Origin of the sequence: Streptomyces ortus (assembly GCF_026341275.1) — a bacterium.
GTDB lineage: Bacteria > Actinomycetota > Actinomycetes > Streptomycetales > Streptomycetaceae > Streptomyces > Streptomyces ortus.
Genome location: NZ_JAIFZO010000002.1, coordinates 7,103,878 through 7,129,892, shown reverse-complemented (window position 1 = coordinate 7,129,892; position 26,015 = coordinate 7,103,878). Strand labels below are relative to the sequence as shown.

The following is a 26,015-nucleotide window of genomic DNA, read 5'->3' as shown; positions in this document are numbered from 1 at the left end:
CGCTCCGGCGGCAGATCGTTCACATCTCGCGGATCCGCCGAATTCGAAGACGGTGACGCTGTCGCCCTGCGGGATCTGGGCTTGGCGAAGCAGTGCGGCGGTCTGTTCGGCCGGGGTCGGCAAGGTTTGGCGCGCCGGAGTGCGAGCTGATGGCATGACGGTCAGTCCGCAGCGGCTATCGGCAGTTCGTCAAATGCGGCAGTAGAGATCAAGACCGTGTCGATCAGTGCCTGGAGCCAGGAGGGCGGGTCCTTTCCGTCCGGGCTTGCCACCGGCGGCCGGCAGGGCAGTCGAGGCGTGTGAGCCGGGTGGGGTGAACCACTGCTCCCAGCAGGGCCGCAGTCCGCAGAGACGGACGATCTCGGCGAGGTCGGCCGGTGGATGCGGGCTGGTGGCGGCGCAGGCCGCCCGGACCCTTGCTGTCCGCTCGTGGGCGTTGTCCGGTCGGAGAGGTTGCGGCTGACCGGTCCAGCGGTGTGCCGGCACGGTGGTCAGCCGCGGCCTGCCCTGCCCATCGCTGCCCGGCGTGTGTCCGGGGCAGCGGGAGCGACGAACGCTATTTCGACGGCCTCCGGATACGCCCGGGGGCTTCCCGTGGCCGGCCATTGCCCGGTAGATGCCGGACAGGTCGGGGCCCCACCCCTCGCGACGGGCTGATCAGCCCTGCGCCACGTTCGCCGCGGTCACGTTCTCGATCACGCGGCCGGGTTCGGTCCTGGCCCGGGTCAGGTCCTGGACGCGTGCGGCGATGCGGTCGCGCTCGACGACGAGCTGGTCGAGCATGGCGGGGGTCGCGACGCCGGTGCTCACGCACGGCAGGAGTTCGACGACGGTACGGCTGGAGAGGCCGGCCGCGAAGAGATCCTGGATGAGCTGGACCCGCTCCAGGACTTCGCCGGGACAGTCACGCTGCCCACCAGGCGTCCGCGTCGATTCCAGGAGCCGCTGCTCCTCGTAGTGGCGCAGGGCCCGCACGCCGACCCCTGACCGCCTGGCGAGCTGTCCGATGCGCATGACGCAGCAGGTCACTCCCTTCCCGCTCATACCTCACATCGACGTCAGGTTCAGGCTGGCAATACCGGCTCCGGGGGCACTGCCCCCGATTGGTGGCCGTATTGACGCCTCGCACCATGGCAAGGGTGCCGAAGATGTTGTCGTTGATGAACTTGTTGACGCGAGTTTCCCTGGTTACCCAGCCGTAGACCTCGGCGGTCCTGGCCCCGCCGGTACAGAACTCGTCCAACGGCTTTGCGGGTTTACTGAACGGTGAGCGAATGCGGCGACCCTCGGTATTGCCGACCCCGTAGAACATGCCCTCACCGAACTTGGGAATGGTGTCGTCCTCGCCGTCGGGCATCTCCACCAGGGCGAGGTTCGCCGCGGAACTCGTCATCATTGGGAGATGGCACGGTCCCGCGCAGTGAGCCGTTGCCATCCCAGTTCTCTCGCAGTCCCTCGATCACGTAGCCCATGACGTCGTTGCGGGTGGTGACCGAGCCGCCGTTGGGGATGCAGTGCGCGGCGGTCAGCATCGTGGAGCGACGGGCACGCGGAACGCGACTCGAACTTGAGGTATCAGAGCGTCCTGCAGAATGCGTTCAGGGAAGTGTCGTGCTTCCGGACGGAGTAGTACGCGTGTCTGACCATGCGGGGCGACGCGTTGTTCGAGTTGTGCGATGCGCTGTTGCGCACAGACGGGCCGGTGTGGACACGGGTCGACCTGGCACTCGCTCCGGAACACCGCCGCGGGCACGGGTCCCTCTACGCCGGCCTCTGCCAGGGGAGATCGACATCGTCCGGCCGCGTCGGGCTCTGGCCGAGATGCGGTTGCCCCGGACCTCGCCAGGAGGATGTGCACACTGCCCGCGGACCACGGACCACGGCAAGACCTTCTACGCCGCGCCAGGCAGCCAGCTTCCGAAGGTGCTCGCACAGGTGCAGGACGGCTGTGGAAGGTGTGGGCGCGTCGGCCGCTGGCGGTGTTGGTCCAGCCGTTGCGGTGGAGGGTGGCCCGGGCCAGGTCGCGCAGGGCGCTCATGACGGCCGGGGTGTGGTGACGGCGGACCTGACTGGCGTCCTCGGCGAAGGTGACGTCCTTGGTCCAGTGGACGGTGTTCTCGATGATCCAGTGTCCACGGGCCCAGGCCGCGAGTTCGGCGGCGGACGCCTGGTGGGCGGGCAGGTCGGTGACGGCGTGGACCGTCTCGGTGGTCCACTTCTTCGTGCCGATGCGGCGGCGTTCTCGGTGGATGCGCACGACCTGGCGGGCGTGGGGGAAGAGCAGGCCGTCCATGGACGCCACTTTCACCTCCCGGATCTCCTCGCGGCCGTGTCCGCGAGCACGGGAGCGGTCCAGGACCGGTGCCTGCGCCCAGGGAAGCTTCTTCAACTGCCGTGCCAGGGTGGGCTGGTTGTTCTTCACGGACAGCAGGTAGTGCGCTTTCCGGTCCTCGACGAGGTGGCGGGCATGGTCCTTCCGTGCGTGCAGGGCGTCGACCGTGACCACGCCATTGTTCAGGTCCTGGTCGTCGATGGTGTCCAGCAGCGGGGCGAACTCGGGGATCTCGTTCGTTTTCGCGCCGATCTCACGCAGGGCCGCGGTCAGCGCGTCATCGTGACGGACGGCGGTCAGCACGAACACCCGGCTGCCAGCAGTGCGGACGGCTCCGCGCAGGCACTTGCCGTCCACCGCGAACGCCCGCCGACGCCGCCGCTGATCACGCCCGCGTGCGGCGGCCCGGTGGGCACGGCGCTGCTCGCGCTCCGCAATACCGTCCGGGCTCAGCGGCCCCACCATGGCCGGGGTCAGAGCGGTGAGCCGGGCGAATCCGGCCGAGGTGATGGCGCCGGGGCCGACCCGGGCGAAGACGTCCCGCAAGGTCCGCTCTCCCGGCGCCCGGAAGCTGCCGGCGAACGGATCGAAAGGACAGCCCAGCCGGGCCGGTATCGCCTGATCAAAGCGGCGGGCTCACTCGGCTGTCGCGACCGGGAAGTTGTGACCGGCCGCCGTCATCGCGCACACCCCGATCGCCGGCAGCGTGGGCAGTCGGTAGCGCACTCCACGTGGATCCCGGGGATCGGGCACCCTGGCCGGCGCCCGCAGCAGACCGGAAGGAGGCACCTTCCCGGCCGGGACGACGGACGAGGAGGGTGTCGCCCCGATGGACACGGACATGAGAGAGGACGGAGTGACGAGCACGGCAGCCTTGCTGATCTGGGAGCGTAGAGAACTCCATGATCCACAAGAGCCGTGCTCGTCTCACGTCCGGCCACCCGTGACCATCCGACCAAACCGGGATCTACGGAGCTCTCCACGGGCCCCTGGGGCTCGGGCCGGTGCAGTTCTGCAGCTACCGACCCCAATCATCCATGTGATGGTTCGTCGAACCCGTTCCGGGGGAACCGATGTCCGGTCACGCCGCCAGCTTGCGGTTGATGACCTCCATGATCTGGGCCACGGGTTCGGGCATGTGCATTTCGTGATGCACAGCACGCACATCGTGTATCTCAATGGGACCGAGGATGTACGGCCGCCACAGGTGCACGTACTGGTTCTCCTCAAGTGTCGCGTTGAAGAACAGCACATCACCGCGGTATACCGGCGATTCGAATCTCGACATGATGGCCGTGTTGTTGGCCAGGATCTTCGCCAGGGTGTCCACGAGGTGTTGCCGGTTTTCAGTGCCGAAGTATTGGCCGAGGTGATCCTTGATCTCCGTCTGGTAGTCCGAGAACGTCCTCCCGGCATGCATCGCTTTGTAGTACTCTTTGTAGTGACTCCCCGCCGGCTGGGAGTCCAGGATGGCCACGAAAGCGATCTCGCGCCCACGCCGGTCGATCGCCTCCGCGACGGCCTGCACGACTGTGCCGCCGTAGGACCAGCCGATCAGGTGGAAGGGTCCTTCCGGCTGGATCTTCACCATCTCGTCGACGTAATCCTCAACCATCTCCTCCACCGAGCCCGTCAGCTTGTCCACGCCGTTCCAGCCGCGGGACTGCAGGGCGTAGTTGGGCCGGTCCTGCGCGTGCAGCGCGAAGCTGAAGAACGGCCAGCCCAGTCCGCCTCCCCCGTGGAAGTACCACAGCGGGAGCTTGCCGGTACCGGGATCGCTGTTCAACGGCAGCACGACAGCGAACGGGTCGGAGACTTCCCCGGGAGTGCCGACGATCAGCAGTGCGGCCAACTCGCCCACCGTCGGGTACTTGATGATCGTCCTGAGAGGCATGTCGATGTCGAACTCGTCGCGGATGCGGGCGCTGAGCCGGGTGGCCAGCATCGAGTGCCCGCCCAGCTCGAAGAAGTCGTCGTCGATACCCACTCTCTCGAGGCCGAGCAGCTCGCTGAAGAGGGCGCACATCTTCTCTTCGTGGGAGTTGCGCGGCCCTCGGCTGTTCGCGGTGTTCGTGTCCTCGGACGGCAGTGCTCCGTGGTCGAGCCTTCCGTCCGGGGTGAGCGGGATCTCCGGAAGCGGAACCAGCGCGGAAGGCACCAAATGGTCCGCCAGGCGCCCACGCAGGTACTCGGACAGCTCGGCGAGCAGCGTCTGAACACCGGCATCAGCCTCTGCGACATCGGGCTCGGGCACCACATAGGCCACGATGCCTTTGCCGCTGACCTCGTTCTCACGCAGCACAGCCACCGCCTGCGCCACGCCGGGAAGCCCGGTCAGCACATGCTCGATCCCCCCCAGCTCGACCCGGAAGCCCCGGATCTGCACCTGGCGATCGGTTCGCTCAATGTACTCCAGCTGCCCGTTGCTGCCCCACCGCACCAGGTCCCCAGTGCGGTACATCCGCGCGCCGGCGGGGCCGAACGGGCACGCCACGAACCGCGCCGCGGTCAGCTCCGGCCGGCGCCGGTACCCGCGGGCCATCCCGGCACCGGCGAGGTACAGCTCGCCCGGCACCCCGCGGGGAACCGGGCGCAGCCGTGAGTCGAGCACGTACACCTGGGTGTTCCCGACCGGCAACCCGATCGGCACCCCCGCCCCCACCTTCACGCGTGCCGCGGTGCTCCACGCCGTCGTCTCGGTCGGGCCATACATGTGGAACACTTCGGCGGCCTGCTTCGCCAGGATCCTGGCAAGCCGTGCCGGCACCACCTCCCCGCCGACGATGATCCGCAGACCGTTCGCGACGTGCGGTTCGTGCATCAACAGCAGTTGCCAGAAGGCGGGCGTGGCTTGCACCGCGGTGACCCCGTGGCGATGCATCAACTCCGCCACGGTCGGCATGTCGGTGACGGTGTCCTTCCCCGCCACCACCATGGTCGCGCCGGCGATGAGCGGGAGGTACAGCTCGATGTGTGCCATGTCGAGCGCCACGGCTGTGCCGAACAGCATCCGGTCCGCGGACGACAGCGGGAACCGACGCTCCGTCGTGGCCAGGGAATTCGCAACCGCGCCGCGCGGGATCGCCACCCCCTTCGGCTCCCCCGTCGCCCCCGACATGTAGGTCACGTACTGGGTGTTCTCGGGGCGGACGGCCACCTCCGGTGCCGCATCCGGGTACCCCGAACAGTCCGCGCCGGCCAGCGCGTCGGCGTCGAGGACGAGCGTCGGATCCGCATGCTCAAGGATGTCGTCGATCCACGAACGCGGGTCGTCCGGATCGATCGGAACGGAAGCCCCACCGGCCTTCAGCACCGCCAGCAGCGCCACCACCAGATTCACCGTCCGCGGCAGGCACACGGCGACCCGCGACTCCGCCCGCACACCGCGGTCGACCAGCCAGTGCGCCAGCCTGCTCGACCGCGCGTCCAGCTCCCGGTAGGTGAGCGACTCCTCCTCGCCGATGACGGCGCGCGCCTCCGGTGCCGCCTGTACCTGCTTGAGCACCGCCGCGACCAGTCCGTCGTCCAGGGTCGGCTCGGCGGTGTCGTTCAGCTCCACCACCAGCCGCTGCCGCTCCCCCGCGCTCAGCACGTCGACGTCTCCGACGCACACGCCCGGATCGGCGACCACCTGCTCCAGTACACGCACGAACCGGGCGGCGACGGCCTCGACCGTCTCCCGGTCAAACAGGTCGACCGGGTACGAGAGGTCGCCCCGCAGCGCCCCCGAGTCGTCCACGACCAGGTTGAAGAACAGGTCGACCCTGGCGGTCGGCTGGGCGGCCTGCTCGACCTCCAGGGTGAGCCCGGGGAGTTCGAACTGCGGCCTCTCATAGTTCTGCAGGCCGAGCATTACCTGGAACAGCGGCTGGTACGCGGCGGAGCGTTCGGGGTTGATCGCCTCGACCAGCATGTCGAACGGGACGTCCTGGTGCTCGTAGGCCGCCAGCGACTTGTCCCTCACCTGGGCGAGCAGCTCGGTGAACGCCGGGTCGCCGGAGAGGTCCACCCGCAGCACCTGAGTGTTGACGAAGAACCCGACCAGATCCGCCAGCGCCTCGTCGGTCCGCCCGGCGATCGAGCTGCCGATCGTCACGTCCTCACCGCCGCCGATCCTGCACAGCAGCACCGACAGCGCGGCGTGCAGCACCATCGACATGGTCGACCCGCGCTCGTCGGCCAGCTTCTGCAGCCCGGTCCCCACCTCCGGCCCCACCTCAAGGTCGACCACGGCGCCGCACTCACTCGCTTCCGCGGACCGCGGGCGGTCCAGCGGCAGGTTCAGTGGCTGCGGCACCCCGGCCAGCTCCCTGTGCCAGTACTCGATCTGCGTCGCGGCGAGACTGTCCGGGTCCGCGACGTCGCCGAGCATCTCGCGGTGCCACATCGTGTAGTCCTTGTACTGCACCGGAAGCGGCACCCACTGCGGAGCCCCGCCGTCCAGGCGGGCGGTGTACGCCTCGGCCAGGTCCCGTACCAGCGGCGCGAACGAGGAGCCGTCCGAAGCGATGTGGTGCACGAGCAGGACCAGGACGTGTTCCCGGGGTGAGATGCGGAACAGGCGCACCCGCACCGGGATCTCGGCCGCCAGGTCGAAGCGGTACGCCATGGCCTCGTCGACCGCGCCGGACACGTCCTCGGGCGCCAACTCGACCACCGGCATCTCCAGCGACACCTCCGCTGTCGGAAGGATCCGCTGGTGGAGCCCACCGTCGTCGTTCATCACGTAGATGGTGCGCAGGATCTCATGACGGTCGACCACGTCGCGGATCGCCGCGGCGAGGGCGGCCTGGTCCAGGGATCCGGTCAGCCGGAAGGCCGCCGGCATGTTCCAGTTCTCCGACTCGCCGGCCATCCGGTGCAGAACCCACATACGGCGTTGCGCGTAGGACAGGGGAATCATTTCCTCTTAACTCCTCATACGAATCATCTTGCGCAGGCCGGGGGCGACGGGGAGCGGCCGATTCCTCCGTCCACGCGGCGAGCGCGGCCACTGTCGGCAGGTCGAAAAATTTTGCGGATCGGGAATCTCTGTCCCAAGCTCCGCGCAGGCGTGGCTGATCGGCCGGGTGGCGGGCAGGAAATGTCCGCCGAACTCGAAGAAAGGGTCATCCCCGACTTCTGCACCCTTGCTTGTTTTACCCATGAAGGAGAGAACCGCATCGCGCTGCGCGAACTCACCGCTGGTGCCCACCTGCCCCGCCTGGCAACTGCTCGCGGTTCACGCGGGAGGCGCCCCACTACCTTCATCTCCCAAAAAGAGTGTTCGCCTGGCGTAGACCGATGACTCGACTGAGCACTACGGCGGCGATCACTCTCGTTCCGCAGAGCGGACGGTACGGACCTCGTGGTCCATTCCTCTGGGGAATCCGACCGGCCGTTCAGTCCGCCGCCATGGCCTCCCGCAGGCTCCTCGGGCGCAAGTCGGTCCAATTCTGCTCGACGTACTCCAGGCACTCTGCCCTGGCCGCTTCACCGAATACCACCCGCCAGCCTGCGGGCATTTCGGCAAACACCGGCCACAGGGAGTGCTGTTCCTCGTCGTTGACCACGACGTAGAAACGGCCGTCCTCGTCATCAAAAGGGTTCTTGCTCATTGACACCGTCCTTAATCCGTCGCCGAGAAGTAACTCGGTATCGGGAATCGCCAGGGCCGGGCACGGGTTCACGGATCGTCGCTGTCCCGCCGACGGGACAGCCGGCATCCGCAGTCGCCCTGGAATGCTGACCCACCGTAGGACCCGACCACCAGCGCGACAAGGTCGGAAGCGTCGCTGAGCCCTCAGTGGTCGGCCCGGACCTGTGCCCCCACTAACGTTCTGTGCCACCATGGCCGAGCAGTGGCACGTAAATGGGCCTGCTCGAATCCGAGTTCAGTCAATATCTTCCCACCGGCGCGACCACAGAGAGCGCGCAGTGAAATGCAGCTCTACACGGGTGGCCCGCCAAGGCCTGGTCTCCCGAGGAGAGATGCTGGAAGAGTTCCGTCCCCTGCTGAACTCCGTAGCACAGCGGCGACCATTCTTGCGCCGTGCAGGAAAAGAATTAGCTGAAGGACTTTACGCCATCGCAACAGCCAGCATTTCGCACGGCTCGACATTCACCATCCGCCTGTCCCGGACGGCGTCTCCGAGCCGTCCGGGAGTTTCCGCTTGGAGGAAATGCAGTGACCAAGCCGACGACTTCGGAGCACGGCGGGGTGCCGTTGCTGTGCCTTCCGTTCGCCGGGGGCGGAGCAAATTTCTTCCGCCCATGGAACGGGATGGGTCTGAGCGGAGCGGTGGCCACGCCGCTCCAACTGCCCGGCCGCGAGCGCCAGCTGGACGAGAAGCCGTACCGGAACTTGCACGCCGCGGCGGACGGATTGCTCCCCGCCGCGCTGGAGGCGGCGGGCACGGGCCCCGTCGCGCTGTTCGGGCACTGCTTCCTCGGCGCGGCGCTCGCCTACGAACTCACCCGGCGCATCACCGAGTCGGGCAACGAGGTGGTGCACCTCTTCGTCAGCGCGGCGCGCGCGCCGTCCGCCGGCCCGGTCAGCGACGTGTCCGGGATGACCGACGACGAATTCCTCAAACACGTGGAGAAGACCACCGGGCGCCGGTACGCCGCCTTCGACGTACCGGAGATACGTGAGCTGCTGATACCGACACTGCGTTCGGATTTCGCGATGGACGAGGGCTACCGGCCGCGCGGCGGAGCCCCGCTCGACGTCCCCATGACCGCGGTATACGCCGCGGACGACTCGTTCGTCACCCGTGACGAAGTGACCAAGTGGCAGGACACGACCGCCGCGCACTTCTCCCTGGCCGACTTGCCCGGAGGGCACATGTATCTGGCTGATGACCCCGTGCCGTTGCTCGAACTGATCTCGAAGACCCTCGCTGCCGGCCGCGTCGAGTCCGGAGGGCTCCCCCATGAGACTGCATGACAAGACGGTCGTGATCACGGGCGCGGCCAGGGGAATCGGCCGGGCATGCGCGATGCGGGCTGCCGAGGAGGGCGCGGACGTCGTTCTCATGGACATCGCCGGTGACCTTCCGGAGATCCCCTACGCCCTGGGTTCCGCGGACCAGTTGGAGCAGACCGCACGGCTGTGCCGCAAGAACGGCGCGTCCGTGCTCGTCGCCACGGCGGACGTGCGCTCGCGGTCCGCCGTGACATCGGCCGTCACGGCCGCGGTGGACCGGTTCGGGCGGATCGACGCCCTGATCAACAACGCGGGGGTGGGGGCACCGTCGGGGAAAGCCGCGCACGACTTCACCGAGGAGGAGTGGCGGGTCGTGCTGGATGTGAACCTCTCGGGGCCATGGCACCTGATCACGGCTGTCGCGCCGGTCATGATCGCCCAGAGGTCGGGCAGCATCGTCAACGTCGCGTCGACGGCCGGCCTCGTCGGCTACCGCCACTTCGCCGGATACGTCGCCTCCAAGCACGGGTTGGTCGGCCTGACCAAGGCAGCCGCGCTGGACTACGCGCCGCTCAACATCCGGGTCAACGCGCTGTGCCCGGGTCCGGTGCGGGACGACCCGGCCGTGGACGGCCAGATGACCGCGGTCGTCGCCGACGCGCTCGGCATCAGCTACGAGGAGCAGGAAGCCGTCTATTTGGAGTCGGTGGCGACCGATTCGCTGGTCGACCCGGCCGACGTCGCCGGTGCCGCGATCTGGCTCGCCGGCGACGACTCCCTCAAGGTCACCGGAACGGTGATCCCCGTGGATGCCGGCTTCTCCGCCCGCTGACCCTTTTCCCGGCCTCACCAAAGGAGTGCGTGTGTCCGTCCCCAGCGAAGCGGCCTCGGAGGTCCCTGCGGCCGATCACCCGAGCGGTCGGCTCTTCGCCCGTGCCGAGTTCGGCGCCGACCCGGCCCGTGCCTGCCACAGCCTCATCAGACGACTGCCCGCCGGGACCGACGCGGTGGCGGTGCGCGCGAACCTGACCGCGCTGACGGAGCGTCACCCGGTCCTCCGCGGTATGCAGCTGTTCGACGAGGCGCTGGACATCGACGCGGGTGACAGGGTCGCGCACAGGCGCCGCACCCGGGAGGCCGGCCGCGCGGTCAACGGCGCCCCGGTCATCGCGCGGGCCGTCGTGCTCGGCTACGCCGACGGCGCGGCCGACCTGGTGCTGGTGGCACACCGCCGGGCCGTGGACCGACGTGCCCTGGACCAGCTGGCCACGGCGTTGGCCGACCCGGCACATCCCGTGACACTGCCCGAACCGGCGGCTGACGCAAGCCCTCAGCACGACGGCCCGCCCCATCTGCCGTGGGGCCTCGGCGACCCGACCGGGGCGGGCCGGACCGGCACCGTCGTACTGACCGCCACGGCGGTCGCGGGCGACGCGCCGGCGGCGGTGCCCGTGGCGGCCACCGCGGTCGCGCTGGCCCGTTACGGCGGGACGGAGCGCGCCGAGTTCGCGCTGATCACCGGGGGTCCGGCGGCCGGGGACGCACAGCGGTCGGTCGCGCTCCCGGTCGGGGACGCGACACGCGTCACCGACCTGCTCGACGCCGCGGCACACGCCGGCGCCACGGGCTGCGAACCGCCGTCCGGTATGCCGGCGGTCGGGGTCCTGCTGCCCGAGGGCCGCGCCGGTGACGTCTACCGACCCGCCCTCGCGCCGGTCTTTCCAGTAACACTGGCGTGGCAGTACGACGCGGACGGCACCCTGAGCGGTGTCCTGCACTACGCCGAGGATGTGCTGGACCCGGTGATCGCCGGGCAGTTCGCCGGACACATCGACCGACTCGTGGAGGCGCTGGCACATGCTCCGGCCGGGGCCCGGGTCGGTGACATCGAGCTGGTGGCCACCGGGGAGGCCGCCGCCATCGTCGCCGCCGGGCGCACCCCGGCCGGGGGCGACGCGATGGTCGCGCCCGTCCACGAGCTGTTCCGCAAGGTGGCTGCCGGCCGACCGGACGCCCCCGCGCTGTCCGATCCGGACCGTACGTTGAGCTATGCCGAGTTGGACGCCCGGTCCGACGCGGTGGCCGGTGCGCTGCGCGGCCACGGGGTGGCCCCGGGGAACCGGGTCGGTGTGTGCCTCGACCGGGACGCCGACCTGGTGATCGCGCTGCTCGGTGTACTCAAAGCCGGTGCCGCCTATGTCCCGATGGATGTCACATATCCGGCGGAACGGCTGGTCCACATGGTGACCGACTCCGGCGCCCGGCTGGTGCTCTCCTCCGCGGCGGACTTTCCCGTGGTCGACGGGGTGACCGTGTTGCACCCGAGCGAGGTGTCCTGTGCCGGCGGTGAGCCGATCCTGGACCCGGGGGGCAGCGCGGACGACATCGCCTACGTGATCTACACCTCCGGCTCCACCGGGCGGCCCAAGGGCGTCGCGGTACCCCACCGCAACGTCGGCGCGCTGCTCGCGGCGACCACCACCGATTTCGGACTCGGGCCGGCGGACACCTGGGCGCTGTTCCACTCCAGTGCGTTCGACTTCTCGGTGTGGGAGATCTGGGGCGCGCTGCTGACCGGCGGGCACCTGGTCGTGGTGCCGTACTTCGTCTCCCGGAGCCCGGAGGACTTCCACGACCTCCTGGTGCAGCACCGGGTCACCGTCCTGAACCAGACCCCGTCCGCGTTCGCCATGCTCAAGGAGGTCGACCTGCGGCGCTCCGCCGACCTCGCGGTGCGATTGGTGATCTTCGGTGGTGAGCCGCTGGACGTGCGGATGCTGCAGGACTGGTTCCGCGGTCACCCGCACACCCGGTGCCGGGTGGTCAACATGTTCGGCATCACCGAGACCACCGTGCACGTCACCAGCCAGACCGTCACACCGCAGGACGTCGGCGTCGGGTCCCGGTCGGTCGGCCGGGCGATGCCCGGCTGGTCGGTGTCCGTGCGGGATGCCACGGGCCGCGTCCAGCCGTTCGGTGTGCCCGGCGAGATCTATGTCGGCGGCGCGGGCGTGGCCAGCCACTACCTGAACCAGGAGGAGCTGACCGCCGCCCGGTTCGTGTCCGACCCGGTCACCGGGGAGCGTGTCTACCGCAGCGGTGACCTGGGCAGGCTGCGCCCGGACGGGCGCCTGGACCACCTCGGCCGGATCGACGGGCAGGTCAAGGTGCGCGGCTTCCGCATCGAACTCGGCGAGATCCGCTCGGTCCTGCTGGAGGACCGAAACGTCACCGCCGCTGTGGTTGCGCTGGGCGGCGACGCCGGTGACGCGGCCGACGTCCGTCTGGAGGCCTACCTGGTGCCGAAGCACGACGACGTGTCCGCGGAGGACATCCGGCGGCGGGCGGCGCGATACCTGCCGGACTACATGGTGCCGGCCACGTTCACACTGCTGTCCGAGCTGCCGCTCACCATCAACGGCAAGGTCGACGCGAGCAGGCTCAAGCCGGCCACCGAGGCCGCCCGGACCACCCCGGCCGCCGAGGCCAGGCAACCGACGGACGACCCGGTGCTGCGGGTGTGGCGCGAGATTCTCGGCCAGCACGTCGGCCCGGATGACGACTTTTTCGTCTTCGGCGGCAACTCGCTGCTCGCGGTACGGCTGTCCGGTGCGCTGCGCAGGGCCGGGCTGCCCCCGGTGTCACTGCGCGAACTCTACGTGCACCCGACCGCGGCCGAGGTGAGCGCGCTCATCACCGGCCGCGAGCTCATCGAGGAGCCGAACGGGCACGCTGCGATGTGAAGCGCCCCGGGTCGAACGGAGACATCGGACCGTCCCGAGCCGCGTAGCCTCGCGAACGTACTGGAGTGGTGATCCCTCTCGGTGGTGGCAGCGGTCCTTGGCGAGGAGGTACAGCACTGTCAGCGACGGCTGAAAAGCGGTCGGGGAGCCCGGGGTATCTCAACCCCGGGCTCCCACAGATCCGTACGTGACGTTGGGTAGGCCGCCAGCGAGGTGTCTGTTGAACAGACCCTTTTCCGGACGGCCCCCACAGAACCGGACTTGACTCCGGTGGGAACCTCAACCACCCGGTGGTGCAGGTGCTGGCGGTGTGCCACCTCGGCCGGCTGCCGGAAGACGTCCATGTCCAGCTGTTGCTGCGAGGCGAAGCACTTGAGAGCACGGACCTTGGTCTCCAGCAGCTCCGGGGTGCCCATGAAGAACTCGTTGGGCCCGACCCCGACGCCCGCCTGTTCAGCGGCCCGCGCGGCGGACGCATCTCCACCGCGGTCCTGCGCGACGCCACCCACTGGGACGACGTGGTCACCAAGCTCGGCTACGAGCACCTGCGCCGCCATGACCTCCGGCACACAGGACTGACCTGGTTCGCCGACGCGGGAGTGCAGGTCCATGTCCTGCGCCGGATCGCCGGCCACGGCTCGCTGACCACCACCAGCGCTATCCGCACCCGGACGGACACAAGATCACGGCCGCCGGCGCAGCACTCTCCGCGCACCTCAGCGTGCTCCGCGCACCACGCTCCCTGCCGGCCGAGCCCGATCGTCATGACCCACCGACCCCGGTCAAGGACGCCGGTCCCCAACTGGTCCCCAGGAAAGACCAAGGGCCAGCTTCGGATGTCTCCGAAACCGGCCCTCACCTGCGACTGTCTCCAGTCGGGACGACAGGATTTGAACCTGCGACCCCTTGACCCCCAGTCAAGTGCGCTACCAAGCTGCGCCACGTCCCGATGCCCGTCGTGACCTGGGGTTTCCCCTGGCTGAACGGACATCGAAACTCTACCGCACTCGGGTCGGTGGTCGCGCACTCCTTTTGTCCCACCGCCACCGTGCCCGGCCACCGCTTGACCTCAACCTTGCTTGAGGTCGCACGATCGTCCGTATGACGACGACAACGACGGAACACCGGTACGAGGCGCTGCCCGGCCTGATGGCGCTGATGAGCGGGGACGAGAAGCACGGCCCGGCGGCGACCTCCACCCTCGACGCACTCTGGGTGCTCTACGACCGGGTGCTGCGGGTCGGTCCCGACCGGACGGACGATCCCGGGCGGGACAGGTTCCTGCTCTCCAAGGGGCACGGGCCGATGGCCTACTACGCCGTCCTCGCGGCCAAGGGGTTCATCCCGCTCGACCGACTGCCGGGTTTCGGCTCGTACGACTCTCCGCTCGGGCACCATCCGGACCGCGTGCTCGTGCCCGGCGCCGAGATCGGCAGTGGTTCGCTCGGGCACGGGCTGCCGATCGCGGTCGGCACGGCGCTGGGACTGCGGGCCCAGGGACTCCACGACCCGCGTGTGTGGGTGCTCGTCGGGGACGCCGAACTGGACGAGGGCAGCAACCACGAGGCCATCGCCTACGCGGGCCCCGCCGGGCTCGACCGCCTGCACACCGTCGTGATCGACAACTCCTCCGCGAGCTACGCCCGGCCCGGCGGGATCGCGGCGCGCTTCGAGGCCGCGGGCTGGTCCGCCGCGACCGTCGACGGGCGGGACCACGAAGCGCTGTACGCCGCGTTCACGGCACCGCACCCGGGGCGCCCGCGCATGGTCGTCGCCCAGGTCGAACCGAAGGACGGCTGAGGCCGGTCTCCTCCCCCCACTCCCACCTTCTCCACTGAAAGGCTTCCCCCATGGACACCATGCGTGATCGGTTCGCCCCCGTCGTGTCACGGCTGCTCGACGAGGATCCGCGCGTCGCCGTCGTCCTCGCCGAGATCGGCATGGCCGATTTCGAGGCGGTCCGGCGCCGGCATCCGGACCGGGTGATCAACGTCGGCATCCGCGAGCAACTGCTGATCGGGGCGGGCGCGGGGCTGGCGCTGACCGGTCTGCGGCCCGTGGTGCACACCTTCGCCAGCTTCCTCGTGGAGCGGCCCTTCCAGCAGATCAAGCTGGACCTCGGCCACCAGGACGCGGGCGCGGTACTGGTCAGCGCCGCCGCGTCCTTCGACTGGCCGGCGGGCGGCTTCACCCACATGTCCCCCGGCGACGTCGCCCTCCTCGACACCCTGGACGGCTGGACCGTACATGTGCCGGGACATCCGGACGAGGCCGGGACGCTGCTGCGGCACGCCGTCGCGGCGGGCGACGACAAGGTGTACGTACGGCTGTCCACGCAGTCGAACGACCGGGCGCTGCCCGTCGACGGCGCCCGGTTCCACACCGTTCGGGAGGGGCGGGCCGGAGTGGTCGTCGCGGTCGGTCCGGTGCTGGACCCGGTGCTCGAAGCGGCCGAGGGGCTCGATGTCACCGTGCTGTACGCGACCACCGTGCGGCCCTTCGACACGACGGCCCTGCGCCGGGCCACGGCAGGAGCCGGCACCGACGTGGTCCTCGTCGAGCCGTATCTGGCCGGTACGTCGGTCGCCGCCGTGAACGACGCCCTCGTGGACCTCCCCCATCGCGTGCTCGGCCTCGGTGTCGGCCGCCGGGAGCTGCGCCGCTACGGCCTCGTCGAGGAACACGTGGCCGCGCACGGGCTGGACGCGAAGTCACTGCGGGCGCGGCTCGACGGGTTCCTGGGGGTACGGGCGCGGGTCTGACCGCGCGCGACCGTCTCAGCCGTCCGCCACGACCCCCAACTCCGGGTGGGAGTCCAGCAGCCGGGTCGGTGCCGCCTGCCGCCAGGAGTCCGCGAGGATGTCCCGCAACTCGTCCGCGTCCTCGACCGCCGCCAGGCGCACCCGCACCCACGCGGACCCGGCCTCGTGCGCGGCGACCCAGAACTTCTCGGGCTCGGCGAGGACCAGTTCGTCGCGCTCCGTCTTCGGGCAGCGCACGGCCATGGAGGTCTCCTCCTCGGGCAGGGTGACGAACATCTTCCCCGCCACCCTGAAGGTGGGCATGGACCAGGCGATCTTCTCCACCGTGTCGGGCAGAGAGAGACAGATTCGGCGTACGTCATCGGCATCCTGCATGGAACGCACCGTAACCAACGGCACCGACAAAACCGTCGGCCCGGTCCCGGAGGTGGCACAACCCGGGTCTGAGCTCCGGTAATTCACCGCCTGACCGACAGCTCCCGGCACCACACCAACTACTCTGGCCCCAGCCGTACGGCCCGCGCCCCCGCATCCGGGTCGTACCCCGCCCCACAACAGTTTCCTCTCTTCCCCGTTGGCCCAGAGGAAAGGTATGGAAGTACATGTCCGACCAGCAGCAGGCATCGGGAGATCCGTCCGCCCGCGCAGCGGCATCCGGCACTCCCGACGCCGAGGCCGTCGCGGCCCAGCTCACCGGTCCCGCCGCCGGAAAGCCCCAGACCGCCTCCACGCCTGAGGGCGGCGCGGCGGGTAAGGCCGCCGCGAGCGAACCGGAAGCCGGTACCGGCCCGGACGCGAACACCGGCACGGACCCGGACACCGACGTCGCCGCCGGCACCACCCCCGGCACCGACACCGGGAGAGCCGCCGGTGAGCCTGCGAAGGAACCCGCGGAAGAACCCGCTGAGGCCGGCAGGCCCGAGGTGGCAGCCGAAGCCGAAACCGGCGGGAACGCGAAGGCGCTCTCCGCCGCGGCGACCAGGGAGCAGCACGAGGCCGTCGCGACCGCCGCCACCGGCAAGAACACGGCCGTCGCCACCCGGAGCGCGGTCGGCAGGCCCCGTAAGCCGGTGCTCGCCGGTGCCGCGCTGGCGGGCGCCATCCTCGTCGCCGTACCGCTGCTGATCACGGTGACGGACAAGGACGAGGAGAAGAAGACCGTCGACAACGCCGCCGCCGACACCGTCCTGAACGACGCGGGCGGCCCGGCCGGCGTCTTCGAGACCCGGACTCCCTCCCCTTCCAAGTCGGATCCGGAGAAGAAGGAGAAGGAGAAGAAGGCAGCGGCCGTGGCCGCGCCGCCGGTCGCGGAGGAGGCCGCCGCGACCACCCCCAAGCCGAGCCCCTCGCCGAGCAAAAAGAAGAAGAAGGCCACCACGAAGAAGGCGGCGAGCACCCTGCCGGCGGTCATGACCAGGGTGCTCATCAAGAACCACACCAACGGCACCTGTGTGGACGTGCCCGGCTTCAGCAGTGGCAGGGCGGACGGGCCGGTGACGCACGCGACGTGCAACAGCAACACCGACGACAACCAGTTGTGGAACGTCGAGAAGCGTTACGACAAGGCCGGCCCCGGCGGGACGCCGCTCTTTCAGATCCGCAACGTCATGGACAGCATGTGCCTTGACCTGCCCGGTTACCAGGGCGTCGGAGGTGCCACCAAGGTCACGGAGTTTCCGTGCAACGGCACCACGAACGACAACCAGCTGTGGTGGCTGGACAAGCAGTCCGACGGCAGGTTCTGGATACGCAACGCCGCCAGCAACAACCAGTGCCTGGACTCCTACGCCAACAACGACTCCACGCGCAGCCTGATCATCTGGCCCTGCGCCCCGGAGGGTCAGAACAACCACGAGTGGACCTTCACCCGTTCCTGACCGACCCGCCGTGACCTGGGTTCCGTGGCGCCGGTTCGGTGACGGAGGTTCAGTTGGGGGGAGCTGAAAGGTACTTGTAGTAGATCGTGGTCGGGCGCAGCTCCCCCGTCGGCGTCCTCGCGTAGTCGGGGATCACGCCCGCCCGGATCCACCCGGCCGACCGGTAGAGCGACTCGGCCGGGCTGTCGGTCTCGGTGTCCAGGTTCAGCAGGGTCAGGCCCGCCTCGACGGCCGCGCGTTCGGCCGTGGCGAGCAGCGAGCGCCCGAGGCCGCGCCCCCGCCCCTCCCTGTGCACCATCAGCTTCGCCACCTCGGCGCGGTGACGGCTGTTGGGCTTGTCCGGGAGGACGAGGCTCACCGTGCCGGCGATCCTGCCGTCCAGGTACGCGGCCCATACGGCGAGGGAGCCGTCCGTGAGCGCACCGGCCCGCCCGCGCCACCAGTCGACGGCCGTGGGCCGGTCGAGCGGGGCGAGGAAGCCGACCGACGCGCCACCGTCGACCGTGTCGGTCAGCAGCTCGGCCAACTCGTTGACAGCGGACAGCATGTGACGTTCCGTCAGTCGTACGCACGTCACGGGGGCCGTGGCGGTCACGGCAGGACCACCGCCAGTGCGTAGCGCGCGTCCTGCGGGCCGGGGCACCGGAAGCGCGTGGGCCCCCATACCCGCAGCCGCAGGCAGTCGCCGGAGTCGAGCCGGTGTGCGGTGTCCCGGTCCGTGACCTCCAGCCGCCCGTCGAGGACCCAGATGTGCTGTTCGAGGCCGGGCACGGGCGGACGGTCGTAGGCGATGTCCGCGCCGGCGACGAGCCGTCCCTCGACCAGTTCGCCGCGCAGCCCCGCGTGCGGCGGGGACACCGAGCGGCGTACGAAGCCGGCGGCCCGGTCCTCCCATACGGCCTGGTCGGCGGCCCGTACCAGCGGGACCGGTTCGGCCTCGGCCTCGACCTCGCTGAGGAGCCGCGACATCGTGCGGCCGTGGACGGCGCACAGGCGGTTCAGCAGCGAGGCCGTAAGGCTGATCTCGGCGCGCTCGGCCCGTGACAGGGTCGAGCGGCTCACCCCGCTGCGCTCCGCCAACTCGCCCAGCGACCAGCCTCGTTCGGCCCGCAACTCGGCCAGCCTGGCGCCGAGCCGAACGTCCACGGGGTCCGGGAGCCGGACGTCCGTGAGGTTCGGGTGGGTGGGGGCGGCGCCGGGGGCCGCATCCTCATCTCGTCTCACATTCGGGATGCTATCCCAGATGCGGGACACCGGATGGTGCTTCCGCCACCTCCGCCAGCGCCTCCAGCACCGGCAGGATCAGCGGGTGGGTCTCGGCTCCCCGGCGTACCGCGGCGAAGACCCGGCGGGTGGGGGCGACGCCGTCGACGGGGCGCACGACCACTCCCGTGAGGTCCATGCCCTGCAGGGCCGAGCGCGGGACGAGCGCGACCCCGGCGTCCGCCGAGGCGAGCGCGACCACCGCACGGAAGTCGTCCGAGGAGTGTTCGAGCCGGGGCTGGAAACCGGCGTGCTCGCAGGCCAGGACCACCACGTCGTGGCACGGGTTGCCGGGGTACGGCCCGATCCACGGATCCTTGGCCAGCTCGGCGAGCGGTACCTCCGTACGGTCGGCGAGGTGGTGGGTCCGGGGCACGACCGCGTCGAACGGCTCGGCGTACAGGGGGATGTGCGCGAGACGCGGGTCGTCGGCGTCCGGGGCGCCCCGGTACTCGACGGCGACCGCGACGTCCACCTGGCGGTCGAGCACCATCGGCAGGCTGGCGTCGCCCTCGGCGTCCTGGACGCGCAGGAGGATGCCGGGCGCCGTGCGGGCGAGGCGGGCCAGGGCGGGCGCGACGACGAGGCCGATGCCGGTCGCGAAGGAGGCGACGCTGACCGTGCCGGCCGAACCCGAGCTGTACGCGGCGAGCTCCGCCTCGGCCAGCTCCAGCCGCGCGAGGACGGCGTTGGTGTGGCCGAGCAGGATCTCGCCGGCGGGCGTCAGCCGTACGCCCCGGGCGCCGCGCTCGACCAGCCGGTGTCCCGTCTCCTGCTCCAGGGCCGTCAGCTGCTGGGAGACCGCGGAGGGCGTGAGGTAGAGCGCGGCGGCAGCGGCCGTCACCGTCCGGTGGTCCGCCACCGCCCGGAGAATGTGGAGCCGCCGCGCTTCGATCATGCGGCCGATTCTCTCAGGGATCCGGCCGGCCCGGACCGTCAGCCGGTGACCGCCGCCAGCTCGGCGCGGGCCGCCACGAAGGCGTCCACCGCGCGGTTCACGTCCTCGGTGGAGTGCGCGGCGGACAGCTGGACGCGGATGCGCGCCTTGTCCTGCGGGACCACGGGGTACGAGAAGCCGATCACGTACACCCCGCGTTCCAGCAGCAGTTCCGCCATCCGCCCCGCGACGGTCGCGTCCCCGATCATCACCGGGGCGATGGCGTGGTCGCCGGGGAGGATGTCGAAGCCCTCCTCGGTCATCCGGGAGCGGAACAGCGCGGTGTTCGCGGCGAGCCGCTCGCGCAGGTCGTCGGCCGCCTCCAGCAGGTCGAGGACCTTCAGCGAGGCGGCGGCGATCACCGGGGCCAGGGTGTTCGAGAAGAGGTACGGGCGTGAGCGCTGGCGCAGCAGCGCGACGATCTCGGCGCGGGCGGCCACGTAACCGCCCGACGCGCCGCCGAGGGCCTTGCCGAGGGTGCCCGTGATGATGTCGACGCGGTCCATGACGCCGTGCAGTTCGGGGGTGCCCCGGCCGCCGGGGCCGACGAAGCCGACGGCGTGCGAGTCGTCGACCATGACCATCGCGTCGTAACGGTCGGCGAGGTCGCAGATCTCGCGCAGCGGGGCCACGTACCCGTCCATGGAGAAGACGCCGTCGGTGACGATCAGCCTGCGGCGGGCGCCCGCGGCCTCCTTCAGCTGCTGTTCCAGGTCGGCCAGGTCACGGTTGGCGTAGCGGAACCTGCGGGCCTTGGACAGCCGGATACCGTCGATGATCGACGCGTGGTTGAGGGCGTCGGAGATCACGGCGTCCTCGGCGCCGAGCAGGGTCTCGAACACACCGCCGTTGGCGTCGAAGCACGACGAGTAGAGGATCGTGTCCTCCTGGCCGAGGAACGCGGACAGCCGCCCCTCCAGCTCCTTGTGCACCTCCTGCGTACCGCAGATGAAGCGCACGGACGCCATGCCGTAGCCCCAGCGGTCGAGCGCCTCGTGGGCGGCGGCGACGACCTCCGGGTGGTCGGCGAGGCCGAGGTAGTTGTTGGCGCAGAAGTTGAGGACCTCACCCGCACGGCCGCCCGACGTGACGGTCACGGTCGCGGACTGCGGAGTGCCGATGACGCGCTCGGGCTTGTGCAGGCCCGCGGCGCGGATCTCGTCGAGGGTGGTGCGGAGGTCGTCGCGTACGGAATCGAACATCATCAGTCCTTTGGAGTCCGGAAGCCGGAAGACAGGGGAAGCGGTCCGGAGCCCTCAGTGGGTCCAGTCGAGGATGACCTTGCCGCCGCGACCGCTCGCCGCGTCCGCGAAGGCCGCCTCGAAGTCGCGGTGGCCGTAGCGGCCGGTGATGACCGGCGCGAGGTCGAGGCCGCCTTCGAGGAGGACCGACATCGCATACCAGGTCTCGAACATCTCACGGCCGTAGATGCCCTTGATCGTGATCATGGAGGTGACGATCCGGGACCAGTCGACGGCGAACTCCTCCGACGGCAGTCCGAGCATGGCGATCTTTCCGCCGTGCGTCATGTTGGCGAGCATGTCCCGCATCGCGACCGGGTTGCCGGACATCTCCAGGCCCACGTCGAAGCCCTCGCGCAGGCCGAGGGCGCGCTGGCCCTCGGCTATGCCCGTCCCCGCGACGTTCAGCGCGAGGGTGACGCCGATCTTGCGGGCCAGCTCCAGGCGGTCCTCGCTCACGTCGGTCACGACGACGTGCCGGGCGCCCGCGTGCTTGGCGACGGCCGCGGCCATCAGACCGATGGGGCCCGCTCCGGTGATCAGTACGTCCTCCCCGACCAGCGGGAACGACAGCGCGGTGTGCACGGCGTTGCCGAACGGGTCGAAGATCGCTGCGATGTCCAGGTCGACGGGGACGCGGTGCACCCAGACGTTGGACGCGGGCAGTGCCACGTACTCGGCGAACGCGCCGTCGCGGCCGACCCCTAGACCCACCGTCGCACGGCACAGGTGGCGCCGGCCGGCCTGGCAGTTGCGGCACTTCCCGCAGACCAGGTGGCCCTCGCCGCTGACCCGGTCGCCCACCGCGATCTCGCCGACGTCACGGCCCGTCTCCACGACCTCGCCGACGAACTCGTGGCCGACCACGAGCGGCGCCTCGATGGTCTGTTGCGCCCAGCCGTCCCAGTTGCGGATGTGCAGGTCGGTGCCGCAGATCCCGGTCCGCAGGACCTTGATCAGTACGTCGCCGGGGCCGACGACCGGCTCCGGTACGTCCATGAGCCGCAGCCCGGGCTCCGCCTTCTCCTTGACCAGCGCCTTCAACGGGGCTCCCGTGCGTGAGGTCCCGGATCCAGGCATGCCGAAGGACACCCGCACCGGGGAGAGGAGTGGATTCGATCAGCAATCTGCCGTACATCGGCACCCCGGGTCCATCGAGGATTTCTTAACCTCTGCCGCAGCTTTCCTTCACACCATTTCCGCCACCCCGTCGGCCTCCCGTTGATCCTTCGGTGGCCACCGGCCGTATCCCTCTCCGGAGGCGGAACCCCACGACCGCGCCCGCCCCCGTCCGCACCCGTGCCCGTGCCCGCGACCGAGGAGTCGGAAGTCCCGCCATGCCAGCACCTCATGTGTCCCTGCCGCCCGCCGACCACGTCCTGTCGCCGCACACGGGCTGGACGCGGGCGCACTGGGAGGCGCTCGCCGACCGGCTGCTGGAGGCCCTGGTCCCGTACGCCACGCCGGGACTCGCGCAGTACCGGCTGCCCGGCCGGGCCTCCTCGTCGGGCGTGGCGGCGGACGGTCTGGCGGGGTTCGCACGGTCGTTCCTGCTGGCCTCCTTCCGGATCGCCGGGGCACAGGGCGAGGTCGATCCCCGTCTTGTCGAACGCTACGCGCGGGGTCTGACAACGGGCACCGACCGCGACGGCCGCGAGGCCTGGCCCGAACTGACCGACTGCTCCCGGCAGATGTCCGAGGCCGCCACGATCGCCGTCGCACTGCACGAGAGCCGCCGCTGGATCTGGGACCGCCTGGACGGCGGGACGCGGGAGCGGATCGTGGACTGGCTGTGGGGGGTCGTGGGCCGCCGCACCCCGGACGACCACCGCCGCCTGCACCAGGTGGTGACCGAGCAGTTCCTCGCCTCGGTCGGCGCGCCGTACCGGCAGGACGACATCGACGCCGGTCTGGACCGGCTGGACGACTGGTACGCGGGCGACGGCTGGTACGGCGACGGCGAGGGCCGCGTCTTCGACCATCACAACGGCTGGGCCCTGCACCTGTATCCGCTGCTGTGGAGCCGGCTGGCCGGGGGCGGGGGCGGCGCTCGCGGCCAGGTCTTCCGGGACCGGCTCGCCCGGTACCTCACCGTGCACCCTCACCTCTTCGGCGGCGACGGCGCTCCCGTGCACCACGGCCGCTCCCTGGCGTACCGTTTCGCCGCCGTCTCCCCCGCGTGGCTGGGCGCCCTCACCGGCTGTACGCCGCTGGCCCCGGGCCTCACCAGGCGGCTGGCGTCCGGCACGGTACGGCACTTCGTCGAGCGCGGGGTGCCCGACGAACGGGGACTGCTGCCGCTCGGCTGGTACGAGACGTTCCTGCCGGTGGCACGGCCCCACTCGGGGCCGGCGTCGCCGTACGGGGCGAGCACGGGGTTCCTGGGCCTGCTGCTGCCGCCGGAGCACCCGGTGTGGACGGCACGCGAACTGCCCCTGCCGGTGGAGGAGTCGGACCAGTACACCGCGCTCCCGGCGCCGGGCTGGCTGCTGCACGGCACGAAGCGCGACGGCATCGTGCGCCTGATCAACCACGGCGGCGACGGCACCGCGCCGACGGGACCCGCCGGGCCGCCGGGTCCGTCTCTTCCCTCTGTGCCTGCCGGGCCCGTCGAGGTCGATCCGCCCGTGGACGATCCCCACTGCGCGAAGTTCGGCTACTCGACGGCGACTGCGCCCGAGTCCGCCGCGCACGCGGGGGAACGCAACGTCGACGGACATGTGGCACTCGTGGCCGCGGACGGGACCGCGTCGCGCCGGCGGCGGGTTCTCCCGCTGCACTGTTCCGGGCGGACGGCGGCCTCCCGCCAATGGGGCCTGCTCCCCGGCCGGAAGGAACGGTTCACGATCGACACCACCAGCGTGCTGCGCGGCCCCTGGGAGATCCGCGTGCACCGGGTGCACGCACCGTCCGGAGTGACGGTCCGGGAGGGCGGTTACGCCGTCGCGGGCCCGGCCCGGCCCGCCTCGGAACGCGGGTACGGCTGGGCGCTGGCCCGTACCGGCGACGGGCTGACCAGTGTGGTCGTCGCGCTGCACGGCTGGGACGAGGACACGGGCATCGCGCGCGAGGCCGAGGCCAACGCCTTCGGACCGCACTCGGCGACGCCGTTCCTCCGGTGCGCCGCGGGCCACCCGGGTGACGCAGGCGTGTACGTCACGCTGCTCGCGCTGACCCGCGACTCGGTGCACCCTCAGGCGTTACGGGAGTCGGTGTCCTGCGAGGTCGAGGGCCACGAGGTCCGGATCACCTTCCCGGAGGGTGACACGGTCTCCGTATGACCCGTTCCCGGTCATAGTCCGACCTCCCGCAACTCGATCTGCTCGACCAGCTCCGCCGCCATCGCCTTGATGGTGTCCAGGCCCGACCGCCCCCACGGCCTGGGCTCGACATCGGTGACGCACACCGTGCCGAGCGCGATGCCCGTGCGGTCGAGCAGAGGGGCGCCGAGGTAGGAGTGGATGCCGTACTCGTCGACCACCGGATTGCCCGCGAAACGCGGATAGTCCCGGACGTCCTCCAGCACCAGCGCCTTGCGGCGGACCACCACATGGGGGCAGAACCCGTACTCGCGGGCCATGTGGCGGCCGGGACCGAGGGACCGCGGGGCGGAGCGGCCGAGGTCGGCGTCACCGCGGGCCGCGTCACCGCCGGAGCCGGGGCCCGTACCGGCGCCGCTGCCGATGCCGGTGTCCAAGGCGTCGTGCCCGGTGCCAGGGATCCGGGCCTGCGGGGGCCGGGCGTGTGAGGGCTGGGTGCGCGCGGGCCTGGCATGCGGGGGCCGGGCATGCAGGCCCGCGAAGAACTGCCGTTCCTCACCGACGAAGTTGACCATCGCGTACGGCGCCCCGGCCAGCTCGGCCAGCCGCCGCGCGAACGCGTCGAGGGCCGGTTCGGCGCGCTCCCCCAGGCCCAGCACCCGCAGTCGGCACGTTCGGGCGGGTGCCTCCTTGTCCTCGGGCGTGAGCAGCAGCCGACCGGCCGGGCGCGACGGGTCGTACCTCATGTGTGTGCTCCGTGGCTGGGGGCGCGCGTGGGTGCGTGGGCGAGCAGGTGGCGGACGAGCGTGAGCAGGGTCTGCACCCCCGAACTGGAGATCCGCGCGTCGCAGCGCACGACCGGCACGCCCGGGTCGAGGTCGATGGCCGCGCGCACCTCTTCCGGGTCGTAGCGGAAGCCGCCGTCGAACTCGTTGACGGCGACGATGAAGCCGAGGCCGCGCTGTTCGAAGAAGTCGACGGCGGCGAAGCAGTCCTCCAGGCGGCGGGTGTCGGCGAGGACGACCGCGCCGAGGGCGCCTTCGGAGAGCTCGTCCCACATGAACCAGAACCGTTCCTGTCCGGGCGTGCCGAACAGGTACAGCACATGGTCCGCGTCGAGGGTGATGCGTCCGAAGTCCATCGCGACGGTCGTCTCGACCTTGTTCTCGATGCCGTCGAGACTGTCGGTCGCGGCGCTGACCGTGGTCAGCAGTTCCTCCGTGCTGAGCGGCGCGATCTCGCTCACCGCGCCGACGAAGGTGGTCTTGCCCACTCCGAAGCCTCCCGCCACCAGGATCTTCAACGCGGTGGGGAAAGGGTCAGAGCTGTCGTCGTAGTCCATCGAGCACTGCCTCCAGAAGAGACCGGTCAGTGGGGTTGTGGTGGAACGTGGGGGGCTTCATGGAGAGCGCCCCGCAGTCGACGAGGTCGGACAGCAGCACCTTGGTCACCGCTGCCGGCAGCTTCAGATGCGCGGCGGCCTCGGCCACCGAGACGGGGTCCTGGCAGAGTTCGAGCGCCTGGGCGTGTTCGGGGCCGAGGTAACCGAGGGGGGTGACGCCGGTGGACATCACCTGGGACAGGAGGTCGAGCGCGGTGCTCGGCCGGGTCCTGCCGTTGCTCACCTGGTAGGGCCGCACCAGGCGGCCCGCCGCGCCGTCGAGCCAGGGACCGTCGCCGGCCGCGGCCACGT

At 70.4% G+C, this 26,015-nt stretch carries 19 protein-coding genes, 1 tRNA gene and 3 pseudogenes; 8 read left to right on the top strand and 15 right to left on the bottom strand.

Translation table 11 applies throughout. The features are described from left to right. Positions 1 to 216 precede the first annotated feature (216 nt). From K3769_RS41295 to K3769_RS34335, 5 genes and pseudogenes are all read right to left on the bottom strand, one after another. Positions 217 to 399: pseudogene (locus K3769_RS41295) on the bottom strand (hypothetical protein); the annotation flags it as partial. 258 nt (positions 400 to 657) lie between these two features. Further along, complete coding sequence (locus tag K3769_RS34350; protein ID WP_267031665.1) at positions 658 to 1,014, bottom strand: MerR family transcriptional regulator; 357 nt, start codon at positions 1,012 to 1,014, stop codon at positions 658 to 660. A 940-nt stretch (positions 1,015 to 1,954) separates the two neighbouring features. Continuing rightward, positions 1,955 to 3,199: pseudogene (locus K3769_RS34345) on the bottom strand (ISAs1 family transposase); the annotation flags it as partial. A 214-nt stretch (positions 3,200 to 3,413) separates the two neighbouring features. Continuing rightward, positions 3,414 to 7,235 (bottom strand): non-ribosomal peptide synthetase, encoded by a 3,822-nt coding sequence (locus K3769_RS34340; RefSeq protein WP_267030133.1) that lies wholly within the window; start codon positions 7,233 to 7,235, stop codon positions 3,414 to 3,416. A 478-nt stretch (positions 7,236 to 7,713) separates the two neighbouring features. Beyond that, positions 7,714 to 7,929, bottom strand: a complete 216-nt coding sequence (locus K3769_RS34335) for an MbtH family protein (protein WP_267030132.1) — start codon at positions 7,927 to 7,929, stop codon at positions 7,714 to 7,716. A gap of 569 nt (positions 7,930 to 8,498) precedes the next feature. Between K3769_RS34335 and K3769_RS34330 the strand changes: the two genes are divergently transcribed. The 4 genes and pseudogenes from K3769_RS34330 to K3769_RS40985 form a co-directional block, all read left to right on the top strand. Beyond that, positions 8,499 to 9,260, top strand: a complete 762-nt coding sequence (locus tag K3769_RS34330; protein ID WP_308216419.1) for a thioesterase II family protein — start codon at positions 8,499 to 8,501, stop codon at positions 9,258 to 9,260. Further along, complete coding sequence (locus K3769_RS34325; RefSeq protein WP_267030131.1) at positions 9,247 to 10,071, top strand: SDR family NAD(P)-dependent oxidoreductase; 825 nt, start codon at positions 9,247 to 9,249, stop codon at positions 10,069 to 10,071. Before K3769_RS34330 ends, K3769_RS34325 begins: the two co-directional genes overlap by 14 nt. 31 nt (positions 10,072 to 10,102) lie before the next feature. Further along, positions 10,103 to 12,982, top strand: coding sequence for a non-ribosomal peptide synthetase (locus K3769_RS34320; RefSeq protein WP_267030130.1), 2,880 nt, complete (start codon positions 10,103 to 10,105; stop codon positions 12,980 to 12,982). 428 nt (positions 12,983 to 13,410) lie between these two features. Then, a pseudogene (locus K3769_RS40985) lies at positions 13,411 to 13,730 on the top strand (tyrosine-type recombinase/integrase); the annotation flags it as partial. A gap of 127 nt (positions 13,731 to 13,857) precedes the next feature. Here the strand turns inward: K3769_RS40985 and K3769_RS34310 are convergent. Next, a tRNA-Pro gene (locus K3769_RS34310) sits at positions 13,858 to 13,931 on the bottom strand. Positions 13,932 to 14,083: 152 nt separating this feature from the next. On the opposite strand from K3769_RS34310, the gene K3769_RS34305 reads away from it, so the two are divergent. After that, a complete protein-coding gene (locus K3769_RS34305; protein ID WP_267030129.1) occupies positions 14,084 to 14,782 on the top strand; it encodes a thiamine pyrophosphate-binding protein in 699 nt (232 codons plus the stop codon). 50 nt (positions 14,783 to 14,832) lie between these two features. Beyond that, positions 14,833 to 15,744, top strand: a complete 912-nt coding sequence (locus tag K3769_RS34300; protein WP_267030128.1) for a transketolase family protein — start codon at positions 14,833 to 14,835, stop codon at positions 15,742 to 15,744. A 15-nt stretch (positions 15,745 to 15,759) separates the two neighbouring features. Here K3769_RS34300 and K3769_RS34295 read toward each other — a convergent pair whose 3' ends face one another. Beyond that, positions 15,760 to 16,119 carry an MmcQ/YjbR family DNA-binding protein gene (locus tag K3769_RS34295; RefSeq protein ID WP_267030127.1) on the bottom strand — a complete coding sequence of 120 codons (360 nt, stop codon included), beginning with the start codon at positions 16,117 to 16,119 and terminating at the stop codon, positions 15,760 to 15,762. A 227-nt stretch (positions 16,120 to 16,346) separates the two neighbouring features. On the opposite strand from K3769_RS34295, the gene K3769_RS34290 reads away from it, so the two are divergent. Next, positions 16,347 to 17,621 carry an RICIN domain-containing protein gene (locus K3769_RS34290; RefSeq protein ID WP_267030126.1) on the top strand — a complete coding sequence of 425 codons (1,275 nt, stop codon included), beginning with the start codon at positions 16,347 to 16,349 and terminating at the stop codon, positions 17,619 to 17,621. A gap of 49 nt (positions 17,622 to 17,670) precedes the next feature. Here K3769_RS34290 and K3769_RS34285 read toward each other — a convergent pair whose 3' ends face one another. From K3769_RS34285 to tdh, 5 genes are all read right to left on the bottom strand, one after another. Continuing rightward, on the bottom strand, positions 17,671 to 18,168 hold the full coding sequence (locus K3769_RS34285) for a GNAT family N-acetyltransferase (protein WP_267030125.1): 498 nt from the start codon (positions 18,166 to 18,168) through the stop codon (positions 17,671 to 17,673). Between the two features lie 44 nt (positions 18,169 to 18,212). Continuing rightward, on the bottom strand, positions 18,213 to 18,767 hold the full coding sequence (locus K3769_RS34280) for a helix-turn-helix domain-containing protein (protein WP_267031663.1): 555 nt from the start codon (positions 18,765 to 18,767) through the stop codon (positions 18,213 to 18,215). 88 nt (positions 18,768 to 18,855) lie between these two features. After that, the gene (locus tag K3769_RS34275; protein WP_267030124.1) at positions 18,856 to 19,782 is read right to left on the bottom strand and encodes a LysR family transcriptional regulator; all 927 of its coding nucleotides are present in this window, start codon (positions 19,780 to 19,782) and stop codon (positions 18,856 to 18,858) included. Between the two features lie 38 nt (positions 19,783 to 19,820). Continuing rightward, positions 19,821 to 21,023 carry a glycine C-acetyltransferase gene (locus K3769_RS34270; RefSeq protein WP_267030123.1) on the bottom strand — a complete coding sequence of 401 codons (1,203 nt, stop codon included), beginning with the start codon at positions 21,021 to 21,023 and terminating at the stop codon, positions 19,821 to 19,823. A gap of 54 nt (positions 21,024 to 21,077) precedes the next feature. Continuing rightward, positions 21,078 to 22,106 carry an L-threonine 3-dehydrogenase gene (gene tdh, locus K3769_RS34265; protein ID WP_267031662.1) on the bottom strand — a complete coding sequence of 343 codons (1,029 nt, stop codon included), beginning with the start codon at positions 22,104 to 22,106 and terminating at the stop codon, positions 21,078 to 21,080. Positions 22,107 to 22,399: 293 nt separating this feature from the next. On the opposite strand from tdh, the gene K3769_RS34260 reads away from it, so the two are divergent. Next, positions 22,400 to 24,343 carry a DUF2264 domain-containing protein gene (locus K3769_RS34260; RefSeq protein ID WP_267030122.1) on the top strand — a complete coding sequence of 648 codons (1,944 nt, stop codon included), beginning with the start codon at positions 22,400 to 22,402 and terminating at the stop codon, positions 24,341 to 24,343. Positions 24,344 to 24,354: 11 nt separating this feature from the next. Here K3769_RS34260 and K3769_RS34255 read toward each other — a convergent pair whose 3' ends face one another. From K3769_RS34255 to K3769_RS34245, 3 genes are read right to left on the bottom strand one after another with little or no spacing between them, the layout of a single operon-like run. Next, positions 24,355 to 25,068 (bottom strand): GAF domain-containing protein, encoded by a 714-nt coding sequence (locus tag K3769_RS34255; RefSeq protein ID WP_267030121.1) that lies wholly within the window; start codon positions 25,066 to 25,068, stop codon positions 24,355 to 24,357. Next, positions 25,065 to 25,664 carry a GTP-binding protein gene (locus tag K3769_RS34250; protein ID WP_267030120.1) on the bottom strand — a complete coding sequence of 200 codons (600 nt, stop codon included), beginning with the start codon at positions 25,662 to 25,664 and terminating at the stop codon, positions 25,065 to 25,067. Before K3769_RS34250 ends, K3769_RS34255 begins: the two co-directional genes overlap by 4 nt. After that, on the bottom strand, positions 25,642 to 26,013 hold the full coding sequence (locus tag K3769_RS34245; protein WP_267030119.1) for a DUF742 domain-containing protein: 372 nt from the start codon (positions 26,011 to 26,013) through the stop codon (positions 25,642 to 25,644). Before K3769_RS34245 ends, K3769_RS34250 begins: the two co-directional genes overlap by 23 nt. Between the last annotated feature and the right edge of the window lie 2 nt (positions 26,014 to 26,015).

What these genes read in the sequence shown, in the direction of transcription:
- K3769_RS34350 (WP_267031665.1), bottom strand. Translation starts at nt 1,014, where the DNA reads ATGCGCATCGGACAGCTCGCCAGGCGGTCAGGGGTCGGCGTGCGGGCC.
- K3769_RS34340 (WP_267030133.1), bottom strand. Translation starts at nt 7,235, where the DNA reads ATGATTCCCCTGTCCTACGCGCAACGCCGTATGTGGGTTCTGCACCGG.
- K3769_RS34335 (WP_267030132.1), bottom strand. Translation starts at nt 7,929, where the DNA reads ATGAGCAAGAACCCTTTTGATGACGAGGACGGCCGTTTCTACGTCGTG.
- K3769_RS34325 (WP_267030131.1), top strand. Translation starts at nt 9,247, where the DNA reads ATGAGACTGCATGACAAGACGGTCGTGATCACGGGCGCGGCCAGGGGA.
- K3769_RS34305 (WP_267030129.1), top strand. Translation starts at nt 14,084, where the DNA reads ATGACGACGACAACGACGGAACACCGGTACGAGGCGCTGCCCGGCCTG.
- K3769_RS34300 (WP_267030128.1), top strand. Translation starts at nt 14,833, where the DNA reads ATGGACACCATGCGTGATCGGTTCGCCCCCGTCGTGTCACGGCTGCTC.
- K3769_RS34295 (WP_267030127.1), bottom strand. Translation starts at nt 16,119, where the DNA reads ATGCAGGATGCCGATGACGTACGCCGAATCTGTCTCTCTCTGCCCGAC.
- K3769_RS34290 (WP_267030126.1), top strand. Translation starts at nt 16,347, where the DNA reads ATGTCCGACCAGCAGCAGGCATCGGGAGATCCGTCCGCCCGCGCAGCG.
- K3769_RS34285 (WP_267030125.1), bottom strand. Translation starts at nt 18,168, where the DNA reads ATGCTGTCCGCTGTCAACGAGTTGGCCGAGCTGCTGACCGACACGGTC.
- K3769_RS34275 (WP_267030124.1), bottom strand. Translation starts at nt 19,782, where the DNA reads ATGATCGAAGCGCGGCGGCTCCACATTCTCCGGGCGGTGGCGGACCAC.
- K3769_RS34270 (WP_267030123.1), bottom strand. Translation starts at nt 21,023, where the DNA reads ATGTTCGATTCCGTACGCGACGACCTCCGCACCACCCTCGACGAGATC.
- K3769_RS34260 (WP_267030122.1), top strand. Translation starts at nt 22,400, where the DNA reads ATGCCAGCACCTCATGTGTCCCTGCCGCCCGCCGACCACGTCCTGTCG.
- K3769_RS34255 (WP_267030121.1), bottom strand. Translation starts at nt 25,068, where the DNA reads ATGAGGTACGACCCGTCGCGCCCGGCCGGTCGGCTGCTGCTCACGCCC.
- K3769_RS34250 (WP_267030120.1), bottom strand. Translation starts at nt 25,664, where the DNA reads ATGGACTACGACGACAGCTCTGACCCTTTCCCCACCGCGTTGAAGATC.